The sequence below is a fragment of the Streptomyces sp. CA-243310 genome, from assembly GCF_050936775.1.
Classification (GTDB): Bacteria; Actinomycetota; Actinomycetes; order Streptomycetales; family Streptomycetaceae; genus Streptomyces.
The window spans coordinates 1-11,698 of the sequence record NZ_JBNJMF010000001.1; the positions used below are offsets into that span (position 1 = coordinate 1).

Below are 11,698 nucleotides of genomic sequence, written 5' to 3' on the forward strand. Positions count from 1 at the left end.
ACCGCCCGTGGCACTCCCTGAGACCGGCGCCCCGTGGCCGCCCCCGCAGTGGGCACCGATTTACGACCGGATCCGTACCGATGACGCGTGGTACTCCGGCGACCCCCGCCGCCTTACCCGCGTGCACAGCACCGAGGAGCACCAGGGCGCCCGCCGCCGGCTGTGGGGGCGCCGCGAGCAGCCCCTCGCCGCCCGCCAGGACCACCGCCTACACGTGCCCCTGCCGGGCGATATCGCTTCCACGTCCGCCGACCTGCTGTTCGCGGACATGCCCGCCATCCGTACCGCCGACACGGCCACCCAGGCCCGCACCGAGCAGCTCCTCGACGAGGGCCGCGTTCAGCAGATCCTTTTGGGCGCAGCCGAGCAGGCCGCCGCCCTGTCGGGGATCTTCCTGCGGGTGACGTGGGACAAGACGCTTGCAGCCCGACCCCTGCTCACCGTCGTACAGCCCGACGCCGCGATCCCCGAGTTTCGGTTCGGCATGCTGCGTGCGTGCGTGTTCTGGGAGGAGCTCCCGGGTAGCGACGGACACACCGTGTGGCGCCACTTCGAACGGCACGAGCCCGGCCGCGTGATTCACGCCCTGTACCTGGGGACGTCCGACAACGTCGGCCGCACCGTGCCGCTCACCGAGCACCCGGCAACCGCCGACCTCGCCGAGTCCCTCGACCCGGACGGGAACGGCCAGACGATCAGCACCGGCATTCCCCTGCTCACGTGCACCTACGTGCCCAACATCGGCCCGAACCGTCTTCACCGGGGATCCCCGATCGGTAGGTCGGACTACGCCGCGCCGCTCTACGACCTGTTCGACAACCTCGACACCGTGTGGACGAGTTGGATGCGCGACATCCGCCTCGCCCGCGCCCGCCTGATCGTTCCGGCCGGCTATCTCCGCAACGACGGACCGGGCCGCGGAGCGACGTTCGAGGACCGCGAGGTATACGAGCAGCTCAACATTCCGCCCACCGAGAACGGCACCGGAATCACCCTGAGTCAGTTCGAGATCAGGGTCGAGGAGCACCAGCGCAGCGCCGAAGCGATCATGCGACAGGCCGCCCAGTCGGCCGGCTACAGCGCCCAGAGCTTCGGCCTGCACGGATCCGGTGAAGCGATCACCGCGACCGAGTCCGACAGCCGCGACCAACGGTCGATGGTGACCCGCCGGAAGAAGGCCGGCTATTGGCGACACGGGATAACGGACGCGCTGCACGTCATGCTTCTGCTCGACCGTGCCCAGTTCGGTACACCGATCACCCCGGAGCGCCCGAGCGTCGAGTTCGGCGACGGGGTTGCGGAGTCGGAGCAGCAGACCGCCACCACGCTCGACCTGCTCGCCCGCGCCGGGGCCGTTTCCACCAAGACCAAGGTGCGCATCCTCCACCCCGAATGGGACGACGACGACGTACAGGTCGAGGTCGAGGCCATCCTCGCCGAGACCGGCGCCGCCGCCCCCGATCCTGTGGGGAACTTCCCGCTCGCAGCATGACCGGCAGGGGGTGAGACGTGCCGATTCACCCGGGCATGGTCGAGCCCCTCGCCGAGCGCACCCGCAACCTGTACGCGACCGCCGAGGAACGCCTACTCGGCATCATCGCCCGGTCCCTCGCCGAAGGGCTCGACGCGCCCGGGTGGGCCGAGCGCAAGCTCGGCGCCGTCCAGGCCATGCGCCGCGCCTCACAGGCCGTCGTCGACGAGCTCGCCCAGGCCGTCACCCTCGACGTCCACGACGCGGTTGCCCAGTCGTACAACGAAGGCCACCGCGCCGCCGCCGCCGAACTGGGCGCCCTGTCCGACGAGGCCCGCGCCCTGGTCGACGACCGGCTACCGAACGCGCAGGCCGTCGACCGCCTCGCACAGGAAACCGTCGACGTCCTCACCGCCGCTCACCGCAGCATTCTGCGCACGACCGTCGACCGGTACCGGGCCGTCGTCTCCGAGGTCACGGCCACCGTGGCACTCGGGACCGTCACCCGCCGCCAAGCCACCCAAGACGCCATGCGCCGATGGGCCGACGAGGGAGTCGCCGACTTCCGCGACGTGTCCGGCCGCCGCTGGCAGCTCACCAGCTATGCGGAAATGGCCGTCCGGACAGCGACCGGCCGCGCAGCCACCGAGGCCCACACGCGGACCCTCACCGAGCACGGCGTCGACCTGGTCGTCGTGTCGAGCAGCCCGCGCGAGTGCCCGCTCTGCCGTCCGTGGGAGCGCAAGGTGTTGACGATCGGCGGGCCCGCCGGCCCCCGCACCGTGCACGTCGAGCACGCCACCCAAGACGGGGTCATGATCGCCGTGCCCGTCGCCGGATCCCTCGACGAGGCCCGCCTCGCAGGACTTCAGCACCCCAACTGTCGCCACTCCACCAGCGCTTACACCCCAGGTCTGACGCCCCTTGAGGACGCCGACAGCGACCCCGACGGGTACGAGGCCGGACAGCGACAGCGCACCCTCGAACGGAAGATCAGGGAGTACAAGCGCCGCCAGGTCGCCGCCGTCACCCCCGAGGCCAAGCAGGCCGCAGGGATCAAGGTGCGCCAGTGGCAAGGCGCCATGCGCACGCACCTCGCCGCACACCCGGAGCTCCGCCGGCTACGCCACCGCGAGCAGCCCGGCGCCTCGAACCTTCCCCAGCCGCGGACCCCCGCGACGCCCGAGCAGGTCGACGCCGCCCGGCTGTGGTCCGGCGACGAGCGGACCGCACGCGAGATGAGCGACGACCAGCTCGCCGCCGCCATGCGCTCGAACCTGCTCGACGACCGGGCCCGCGCCCGCATCGAGACCGAGGCCGACCGCCGCGACCTCGACGCCCTGCTCGACCGCGCCCGCCCCGGCGGACGCCTCGCCGACGACCTGCTCACCCTGTCCGACGACGAGCTCGCCCGGATCCTGCCGCACACCGACGACACCGACACCATGCGCGTCATGGCCGAGGTCCACCGCCGCAACCGCGCCGGCAACCTCCCCGGGGTGCGCCGGGACCTGGTGAACCTGTCCGACGACGAGCTCGCCGCCCGCTACCGCAACGCCCCCCACGACCGGGACGGCACCGCGGCCGAGGCCGCGCGCCGCGACCTGCTCGCCCGCCACTTCCCCGGGGGCACGCTGCGCGTCGACCTCGACCAGGTCGGCGACGACGAGCTCGCATGGGCCATGTCCTACGCAGACCCGGCCGAGCTCTTGCGGATCGCCGACGAGATGGACCGCCGCGACCCCGTCCCCCTGCCCGCGCCGGCCGCCACCGGCAACGCCGTCGACGACCTGCTCGCCGACCGCAACGCCCTCGCCGAGACCCTCGACCCCGCGCCCAACCCGGACGGGTGGGGAGCCCTCGCCGACGATGCCGCATGGAACGCCGCAGTAGGGGAGGGAAGGGCCGCGGCCGTCGCCGAGGAGGCCGCCGAGGAAGGGCCGCGGCTCACCCGCCGCCAAGCCCGCGAGCTGTACGACGAGCACACGTACCGGCAGTACCTCGCCGCCGAAGAAGACTGCAACGGATACCTGCTCAACAAGAAGGCCGTAGCGGCCGGACACGACCCGGGCGCCCTGTTCAGCGGGCCCGCCCGGATCGCCTACAGCCGCGCGTCCGACGAGCTGAAAGAGTGGTGGGCCAAGCACGGGCGCCTGACTCAGGCCGAGTTCATCGAGCAGGCCACCGGCCAGCGCCAGCGCTGGGCAGACGGCGCCCGCAAGAACGAATCCGACCAGCAGAACCGGAGATGACCACCATGGGAACGCGAGCCGACATCATCCGCGCGCAGCAGGAAGGCACCGAGGCCGGCCGCGGCGACGATCCGGCGACCGCCTGCCCGTACGGCCGTGACTCGATCCTCCGAACCATGTGGATCAAGGGCTACGCCGCCGCCCGCCGCGAGGCCGGACAGACCGCCGCCGAGTAGCCGCACCACCGACCAGCAGCACCCAGGGGGCCCGCCAGGAGCGGGCCCCCTTTCGCATGCCCACACGCCCGCCAGGAGCGGGCCCACCAGCCCCAGGAGGGCGACCCCATGAGCACCCCCACCCCCGGCAACCCGACCGGCCAGCAGGGCGACCCGGGCGCAGTTCCCGGGCAGGACCCGAACACCGCGCCGCCGACCCCGCCCGCGGACCCGCCGGCCCCGGCCGGCGAGGACAGCGCCGCCACGATTGCCCGACTCGAATCCGACCTCGCCGCCGCGCGCGCCGAGGCCGGCAAGGGACGGGTGACCGCCAAGCAGCAGGCCGCCGACAACGCGCGCTCCGAGCTCACCGCGCAGCTCCTCGGAATCCTCGACCCCAGCAGGGCCGGACAGCAGGCCACCCCCGAGGAGCTCACCCAGCAGCTCACCACCGCGCAGGCGCAGGCCCGACAGACCGCCGTCGAGCTCGCCGTCTACCGCACCGCCGCGGCGGCCGGGGCCGACGCCGACGCCCTGCTCGACTCCCGGACGTTCGCCGACTCCCTCGCCGACGTCGACCCCACCGACGCCGCGGCCGTCACCGCCGCGATCAAAGCCGCCGTCCTCGCGAACCCCCGTCTCGGCACCCGCCCCGCCGGCCCGACGGTCGGCGGAAGCGAGTTCAGCGGCGCGCAGCCCCAGGGCATCACCGCCGCCCAGTTCGAGCGCATGCCGTACGCGGAGCGCGCCGAACTCTTCCAGTCCGACCCCGCCACGTACCGGCGCCTCGCCGGAACCCAGTAAGCAAGGAGGGCACGAATGCCCACAACCACCGCCGACAAGCTGATCGTTCCCGAAGTCTGGGGCGACCTCGCGCAGGCCAAGTTCCTGGGGGCCGTACGCGTCCTCGGATCGGGCGCCGTCCTCACCGACGACACCCTTGTCGGTCAGCCCGGCGACACCATCGACTTCCCGACGTGGGACGCGATCGGCGATCTTGACGACCTCACCGAGGGCACGGCCATGACCACCACGGTCATGGGCCAGCGCGCCAGCAAGGCCACCATCAAGGAGGCCGGCAAGGCCGTCGAGATCACCGACAAGGCCCTCTTGACCGGGCTGGGGGACCCGCGCGCCGAGGCACAGCGCCAGTTCGGCATCCTCGCCGCCCGCAAGGTCGACGCCGCCCTGATCGCCCAGGCCGGCGCCGACGAGACCGCGCAGGGTGGCGGTACGCCGCTCAGCTTCACCACCGCGGCCGGAAAGACCAAGTTCACGTGGGCCGACGCCGTCGTACCCGCCCTCGCCCGATTCGGCGACGAGTGGGACCCGGCCGAGTTCGCCGGCCTGTTCCTCAACTCGGCGCAGCACGCCGAGGCCGCCCTCGACCCGCAGTTCATCGACGCGTCCAAGCTGGGCGCCGACACCGCCGTACGCACGGGCCAGATCGGCGCCATTGCGGGACTGCCGATCTTCGTAACCAACCGTGTCGCGGCCGGCAAGTTCCTTGTCCTCAAGCGGAACGCGCTGGGCGCCCTCTACAAGCGCCGGCCGATCGTCGAGACCGACCGCGACATCCTCAAGCGCACGACCGTGATCACCACGAACGTGCACTACGCCGTGAAGCGGCTCGACGACCGCGGGGTGTGCGTCGGCACGCTCGCCGCGACCTGATCAGGAAGGAGGCCGCCGCGATGCTGCTGCGCCGCTACCACCAGGGCGAGGAGCCCGGCCCCGAGCCGGACGCCCCGCCGAACGACGACGAGCACCAGGAGCAGGAGGCCGACAGCGCCCCGCCGCCCACCCGGGCGACGGGGCGTTCTGCTGCCCGGAAGGTGAAGGAGGAGTAACCCCGTGGGCAGGGTCTACGCCACGCCCGAGCAGCTCACCGCGTGGTCCGGGAAGCCAGCGCCCCCGGACGCCGACCGGCTGCTCGCCCGCGCATCCGAGGACGTCGACGACGCCCTCGCGACCGCCCTGTACGACACCGACCCCGCGGGCATGCCGACCGACCCCACCGTCGTGGCCGCCCTCGCCGACGCCGTTTGTGCGCAGGTCGAGTACCAGCTCGCCGCCGGAGTCGACGGCACCGGCGCCGACGACCGGTGGGAGTCGGTCAGCTTGGGCCCCCTGTCCATGTCCGGCCGCCGCACCGGCACCCAGGCCCCGGGATCCGTCGACCTCGCCCCCCGCGCGTACCGCGCCCTCACCCGCTCCGGTATCCGTCTGGGGGTGATCTGGTGAACGTCCCCGGGTGGCTACTGCCGCACCGCATCACCATCGAGCCCTACGACGGGGAGAGCGCGTACGGGCCGCTGTACGGGCCCCCGGCCGCCAACGTGCCCGCCCTGGTCACCGAGACCGTGCGCACCGTCCGCAGCCGCGACGGACGCGAGGTCACGTCCACTGCGCAAGTCATCACCGCGCCCGACGTGATCTGTCCGGCCGAGTCCCGCCTCACCCTCCCGTCCGGCCGGACCACAACCGCACTGCACATCGCCCCGCACACCGCGCCGGGCCTGCCCGTCCCCGGGACACAGGAGGTGATGTGCGAGTGAGCCGCGCCCGCCTCACATGGAACGGCGCCGCAGCGCTCCGCGGAACCCGCGAAGGCGCCGCCCGCGGACTGCGCCTCGCCGCCGAGCACGTCCTCGAACGCGCCCGCGCCCGGGTGCCGATCGAAGAGGCCACCCTCGAACGCTCCGGAGTCGCCACCATCGACGAGGCCGCCCTCACCGCGGGCGTTTCGTTCGATACGCCGTACGCCGTCCGCCAGCACGAGGACATGTCCCTACGCCACGACGGCGGCCGTACGGCCAAGTACCTCGAACGCCCCCTCGCCGAGGAGGCCGGAACGGTCGCGGAGATCATCGCCGCCCAGGTCCGCAGGTCCATGCGTGGCTGATCTCCTCGACTCCCTCGCCCGGTACCTCGCCGCCACCGGCCTACTCACCTACGACCCGGCCGGCCGCACCGGCGACACGTTCGTCGAGGCCATGCCGCCCGCGCCCGACCGGGCCGTCGCCCTGTCCCTGTACGACGCCGGACCGCCCGAGGCCCGCGACGACACCGAACAGCGCCGCCTACAGGTCCGCGTCCGCGGGACCGCCGACCCACGGGTCTCCCGCAACCGCGCCGAGGCCCTGTGCCGGGCGCTGCACGGCCGGACCGACGTCGCCCTCGCCGACGGCTCGACCCTCATCCTCGCCGCCGCCCGCGGCACCCCCGCCCCCATGGGCACCGACCCCGCCGGCCGACACGAGCACGTCGTGAATTTCGACCTCGACGTCTGCGCCGCCCCGTAATTCAGGAGGTACCCCCTATGGCCGGAACCCGGCCCATCGACGCCCGCGGTTGGACGTTCGAGGTGGAAGACGCCACGGCCCAGACGCCGAAGTGGATCCCGATTGCTGGACTTACCCAGTGGAGCCACAGCCCCGGCGAGAACGAGGAGACGGCCGAGACCACGGCTTTCGACTCCGCCGGCTACTACGAGCAGGACGTGATGCAGCGCGGCGCGTCCCTTGAACTCGAAGGTCAGTACCGCATCGACAAGACCACCAAGGCGCAGGATCCCGGACAGCTCTACATCGACACCGTGTGGGCGTACCGCTTCGGGTACGACTCCCGGGGGCGCGTCCGGTGGCGCCATGACACCCAGTCCAAGTGGGCTATATGGGAAGCTACTTGCACCCCGGGTGAGCAGTCCGGCGGGAACAACGACAAGACGTCCTGGAGCGTCTCGTTCGTCCGGTGCGGTCCGGCGACCGTTTCGGCGGTGACCCCGTGACCGACCTCGACCTCGACCAGGACCACGGGCCCGACGCGGGTCAGGCCGACGCCACCGACTTCGACGCGTTCATCGTTGAGGAGCTCGCCACTCGCCCCCGGGAACGGCTCACCCTGTACGGCAAGACGTACGTCCTGCCGGAGTCGCTCCCGATCATGTTCACGCTCCTGATGACCCGCGTGCAGGACTCCCAGGACCCCGAGGACGTCGCCAAGCTCCTCGCGATCCTGTTCGGCGGGGACGTCCTCAACACGTGGGCAGAGCACGGCATGACCGACCGGCAGCTCGGCATTCTCCTGATCTTCTCCGCCGCCAACGTCCGCCGCCCCGGCAGCGTCACCCTTCCCCGCGCTGCCGAGCTCTACGACGAGCAGGAAGCGGGAAAAGCCGCAGGCCCGAACCGGGCGACCAGGCGAGCGAAGACGGGCAAGAAGAAACGTTCTGGCGCGCCGTCCTGACGAACTGGTCGGCGATCGAGGCCGACCTCGCCCGCGAGTACGGCACCCCTGCCGCTGACCTCGCCCGCATGTCCACCCGCAGGTTCCTCGCCCTGGTCTCCGGCCTGTCCGGCGAGTCCCGGTTCGCCGCCGCCTGGCAGCGCACCCCGCGTGCCGTGACCGACCCGGCCGAGATCGCAGCACTGACCGGCATACCCGCCGGCTGAACCACCCCGGCCGCCACGGCGCCGGATGACCCCCGACAGGAGGTGATCCGGTGGCCCTCACTGTCGGTGAACTGCTCGGCACCATCACCATCGACGACGGGCCGGCACAGGCCGGATTGGCGCGCACCGAAGCCGCGATGCGCTCGACCGGCGACACGATCGTCGCCGAGGCCGACCGGGCCGGCGACCAGGCCGGGGCAGCCCTCGCCGACGGCATGGCCCAGGGGGCCGACGACGCCGGATCCCGCGGGGGCGGGGCGCTCGCCGCGTTCGGTTGGGCTGCGGTCGGTGCCGGAATCGGCGCCGCCCTCATGGCCGGTATCGGCGAGGCCCTCGCGCAGCAGAAGACGGCCGGCCTGCTCCAGGCCCAGCTAGGCACGACGGGCCCCGTCGCCGCCAAGCAGGGCAAGGCGGCCGGCGACCTGTACGCGGGGGCGATCGTCGAGTCGGTCGAGCAGGGCGCCGACGTCATCAAGGGGATTGCCCAGAATGGCCTTTTGCCGCCCGAGGCGACCAACGGCCAGATAAAGGCAATGGGCGCCAACGTGGCGGATACCGCCGCCGTCCTGGGCGAGGACGTCGGAAAGGTCTCACGGGCCGTTGGTGTCATGCTCAAGACGGGCATAGCCAGTTCCGCCGAAGAGGCTATGGACGTGCTCGTAAAGGGCACCCAGAACGGCGTCAACTCCGCCGAGGATTTGCTCGACACGTTCAGTGAATATCCGACCCAGTTCCGGGACTTGGGCCTTGACGCTCAGACCGCAATGGGTCTCATGCAACAGGGGTTGCAGGGCGGTGCACGCGATGCGGATACGGTCGGCGACGCGCTCAAGGAATTTGCGATCCGCAGTAAGGACATGTCCAAGGGGAGCGTAGAGGCTTTCCAGTCCATCGGGCTCAACGCCAAGACGATGGCGAAGACTTTCACCGACGGTGGGCCGAAGGCATCGGCCGCACTCGGCGACGTCATCACCCGACTAAAGGGAATCAAGGATCCCGCCGAGCGCAATGCAACGGCAGTCGCTCTTTTCGGCACCAAAGCCGAGGACTTGCAAGGGGCCCTTTATAAGCTCGATCCGTCCACGGCGGTAAAGGCTCTGGGCGACGTAAAGGGTGCCACCGATAGAGCCGGTGACGCCTTGCGCGATAACGCTGCGACGAAATTCGAGGCGTTCAAGCGCGGGGCAATGCAAGGGCTCGTCGAGGTCGTCGGGAACTACGTCGTTCCGGCGCTGGTGACGGGTGCCGAGTACGCCGTGAAGTTCGGGCGGGGCCTGGGCACCGCGGCCGGGTTCGTCTCCGAGCACTCCACCGCGTTCATGATCGCGGGCGGCCTGATCCTGACGTTCTTCCTGCCCACGCTGATCGCCCTTGCCGCGCAGGCATGGGCTACATCAACGGCCGTCGTCGCTTCCTGGCTTGCCCAGAGCGCCGCGGGGGCCGGCGCGGTCGGCTCCTTCCTTGCCGCGAACGCCACGATTCTCGCGGGGTGGGTGGCGCAGGGAGTCGGCGCCGCGGGCGCCGCGCTCCGCGTGGTCGGCGCATGGGTCCTCATGGGCACTCAGAGCTTGATTCAGGCGGCGCGCATGGCCGCTGCCTGGCTTATCGCCATGGGCCCCGTGGGGCTGATCATCGCGGCCATTGTCGGCATTGTTGCGCTCGTCGTCGCGAATTGGGACACGATCGTCAATGCCACGAGTGCCGCATGGTCGTGGGTGTGGGAGAAAATCCAGCAGGTTGGACAGTTCCTGCTCGACCTGTTCCTGAACTTCACCCTTGTCGGAATCATTATCAAGCATTGGGATTCCATCAAGTCCGGTACCCAACGGGTCTGGAATTCCATTGTGGATTGGGTCCGCGGCCTCCCGCAGATGCTCGTTAATTTCTTCCTCAACTGGAGTTTGGTTGGGCTGATTATCAAGCATTGGGATTCCATCAAGGAAGGCACGATCCGCAAGGCGCAAGAGCTCGTGAGTTGGGTTCGCGGGCTGCCGGGCATGATCTCTTCCGGGCTCGGCAATCTGGGCGATCTCTTGTACGACAAGGGCGTCGACGTCGTCCGCGGCCTCTACAACGGCGTTCGGTCCATGGGTAGTTGGCTTAAGGGTCAGCTCATGTCGTTCGCCAAGAACATGATTCCGGGGCCCATCGCAAAGGCGCTCGGAATTCACAGTCCGTCGCGTGTCATGGCGCGTGACATCGGTCGGTGGATTCCCGCGGGCCTGGTCAAGGGCATCGAATCGGGCTCCGGTGCGGTCGAGCGCACCATGGCCAATCTCGTGCCGATGCCGGCCGTGCCGGGCCTCTCCGCAGGGTTCGCCGGCAGCGCCGGATCCCCGTACGGGGGCGGCGCGGCCGGGGCCGGCGGGTACGGGGGCGGCGCGACGGTGCACGTCGAGCACTGGCACGCCGCCGAGCAGGGCACCCCGGACGACAACGCCCGCGCTCTTGCGTGGCTGGCAAAGGCGAGGGGGTGACCATGGCCCCTGGCGACCTGATCAGCCGGCCGGGGCAGGTGCAGTACGGCGACCTGCTGCTCGGCCCCGGCACCCCGTACCGCTGGCGCGGTATCACCGGGTGGGAAGAACTTCCTGCCCTCGACTCCGGGTCCGTGGCGCGCAGCGATGCGCACGGCGCGTACCCCGGGCTGCTCTTGGCCCAAGCCCGGACGATCGGCCTCGACGGTCTGATCGTCCGGGCCCCCCGGGACCGGATCGGCGCGGTGGTGGGGGCCCTGAACGCGGGCACCGTCCCGCGGGTGGATGAGCTCCCCCTCGTGGCGTGGCTTGACGACCGTGGGCCGCTGCTCGTCTACGCCCGCGCGGTGCGGCGCAGCGTCCCGGCCGGCCCCGGCTACCGGCTGGGGACGATCGTCGGCGGCGCGGTCGAATGGGTCGCGTCGGATCCTCGCCGGTACGGGGTCGTCGAGCAGGTCGTCGCGGCCACTCTCCCGACGTCCGAACCGGGTCTGTCGTGGCCGATGGGGTGGCCGCTGAACTTCGGTACCCCCGGGAGCTCCGGGGCCCTGGTCGTGGTGAACGCGGGCGACGCCGAGTCACATCCCGTCGTCGAGTTCCGCGGCCCGGTCACCACTCCGGCCCTGACTAACATCAGCACCGGCGACGTACTGGAGTACGACATTCCGCTTGCTGCGGGTGACGTCCTCACCGTCGACACCCGCGCCGGAACCGTCCTGCTCAACCGGGGTGCCTCGCGGCTCTACAGCGCCACCAAGCGCAGCGTGCCCGAGCAGACGTTCACGCTCGCCCCCGGCGTCACGAACTTCGCCTTCCGCGCCGGCCCGGACAGCGAGCCCACCGCCACCGCAACCGTGCGCTATCGCCCGGCCTACTGGTAAGGAGAGCC

General features: G+C 71.1%; 15 protein-coding genes. All 15 read left to right on the forward strand.

The window, feature by feature from the left end:
* On the forward strand, positions 1-1,492 hold a 1,492-nt coding region (locus ACQEVM_RS00005; RefSeq protein WP_433073021.1), incomplete at its 5' end, for a phage portal protein.
* Positions 1,493-1,509: 17 nt separating this feature from the next.
* Positions 1,510-3,723 carry a phage minor capsid protein gene (locus ACQEVM_RS00010; RefSeq protein WP_433073024.1) on the forward strand — a complete coding sequence of 738 codons (2,214 nt, stop codon included), beginning with the start codon at positions 1,510-1,512 and terminating at the stop codon, positions 3,721-3,723.
* 5 nt (positions 3,724-3,728) lie between these two features.
* Complete coding sequence (locus ACQEVM_RS00015; RefSeq protein WP_433073027.1) at positions 3,729-3,899, forward strand: Rmf/CrpP fold protein; 171 nt, start codon at positions 3,729-3,731, stop codon at positions 3,897-3,899.
* 108 nt (positions 3,900-4,007) lie between these two features.
* Positions 4,008-4,682 (forward strand): hypothetical protein, encoded by a 675-nt coding sequence (locus ACQEVM_RS00020; protein WP_433073030.1) that lies wholly within the window; start codon positions 4,008-4,010, stop codon positions 4,680-4,682.
* 15 nt (positions 4,683-4,697) lie between these two features.
* Positions 4,698-5,552 carry a phage head protein gene (locus ACQEVM_RS00025; protein WP_433073033.1) on the forward strand — a complete coding sequence of 285 codons (855 nt, stop codon included), beginning with the start codon at positions 4,698-4,700 and terminating at the stop codon, positions 5,550-5,552.
* A 20-nt stretch (positions 5,553-5,572) separates the two neighbouring features.
* The gene (locus ACQEVM_RS00030; RefSeq protein WP_433073036.1) at positions 5,573-5,728 is read left to right on the forward strand and encodes a hypothetical protein; all 156 of its coding nucleotides are present in this window, start codon (positions 5,573-5,575) and stop codon (positions 5,726-5,728) included.
* A gap of 4 nt (positions 5,729-5,732) precedes the next feature.
* Positions 5,733-6,122, forward strand: coding sequence for a hypothetical protein (locus ACQEVM_RS00035; RefSeq protein ID WP_433073039.1), 390 nt, complete (start codon positions 5,733-5,735; stop codon positions 6,120-6,122).
* On the forward strand, positions 6,119-6,436 hold the full coding sequence (locus ACQEVM_RS00040) for a hypothetical protein (protein ID WP_433073042.1): 318 nt from the start codon (positions 6,119-6,121) through the stop codon (positions 6,434-6,436). Before ACQEVM_RS00035 ends, ACQEVM_RS00040 begins: the two co-directional genes overlap by 4 nt.
* Positions 6,433-6,783: a hypothetical protein gene (locus tag ACQEVM_RS00045; protein ID WP_433073045.1), complete on the forward strand. Its 351-nt coding sequence runs from the start codon at positions 6,433-6,435 to the stop codon at positions 6,781-6,783. The genes ACQEVM_RS00040 and ACQEVM_RS00045 overlap by 4 nt, the downstream gene beginning before the upstream one ends.
* Positions 6,776-7,183, forward strand: a complete 408-nt coding sequence (locus ACQEVM_RS00050) for a minor capsid protein (RefSeq protein WP_433073048.1) — start codon at positions 6,776-6,778, stop codon at positions 7,181-7,183. The genes ACQEVM_RS00045 and ACQEVM_RS00050 overlap by 8 nt, the downstream gene beginning before the upstream one ends.
* A gap of 17 nt (positions 7,184-7,200) precedes the next feature.
* Positions 7,201-7,668: a phage tail tube protein gene (locus tag ACQEVM_RS00055; protein WP_433073051.1), complete on the forward strand. Its 468-nt coding sequence runs from the start codon at positions 7,201-7,203 to the stop codon at positions 7,666-7,668.
* The gene (locus tag ACQEVM_RS00060; protein ID WP_433073054.1) at positions 7,665-8,126 is read left to right on the forward strand and encodes a hypothetical protein; all 462 of its coding nucleotides are present in this window, start codon (positions 7,665-7,667) and stop codon (positions 8,124-8,126) included. Before ACQEVM_RS00055 ends, ACQEVM_RS00060 begins: the two co-directional genes overlap by 4 nt.
* A 68-nt stretch (positions 8,127-8,194) precedes the next feature.
* Positions 8,195-8,332, forward strand: a complete 138-nt coding sequence (locus ACQEVM_RS00065; protein ID WP_159031968.1) for a hypothetical protein — start codon at positions 8,195-8,197, stop codon at positions 8,330-8,332.
* Positions 8,333-8,382: 50 nt separating this feature from the next.
* Complete coding sequence (locus tag ACQEVM_RS00070) at positions 8,383-10,809, forward strand: phage tail tape measure protein (protein WP_433073057.1); 2,427 nt, start codon at positions 8,383-8,385, stop codon at positions 10,807-10,809.
* 2 nt (positions 10,810-10,811) lie between these two features.
* Entirely contained in the window at positions 10,812-11,690 is an 879-nt protein-coding gene (locus ACQEVM_RS00075; RefSeq protein WP_433073060.1) for a phage distal tail protein, read from the forward strand.
* Positions 11,691-11,698 lie beyond the last annotated feature (8 nt).

Coding starts and splice junctions, on each gene's coding strand:
- ACQEVM_RS00055 (WP_433073051.1), top strand. CDS start 7,201: ATGGCCGGAACCCGGCCCATCGACGCCCGCGGTTGGACGTTCGAGGTG.
- ACQEVM_RS00030 (WP_433073036.1), top strand. CDS start 5,573: ATGCTGCTGCGCCGCTACCACCAGGGCGAGGAGCCCGGCCCCGAGCCG.
- ACQEVM_RS00020 (WP_433073030.1), top strand. CDS start 4,008: ATGAGCACCCCCACCCCCGGCAACCCGACCGGCCAGCAGGGCGACCCG.
- ACQEVM_RS00025 (WP_433073033.1), top strand. CDS start 4,698: ATGCCCACAACCACCGCCGACAAGCTGATCGTTCCCGAAGTCTGGGGC.
- ACQEVM_RS00015 (WP_433073027.1), top strand. CDS start 3,729: ATGGGAACGCGAGCCGACATCATCCGCGCGCAGCAGGAAGGCACCGAG.
- ACQEVM_RS00065 (WP_159031968.1), top strand. CDS start 8,195: ATGTCCACCCGCAGGTTCCTCGCCCTGGTCTCCGGCCTGTCCGGCGAG.
- ACQEVM_RS00075 (WP_433073060.1), top strand. CDS start 10,812: ATGGCCCCTGGCGACCTGATCAGCCGGCCGGGGCAGGTGCAGTACGGC.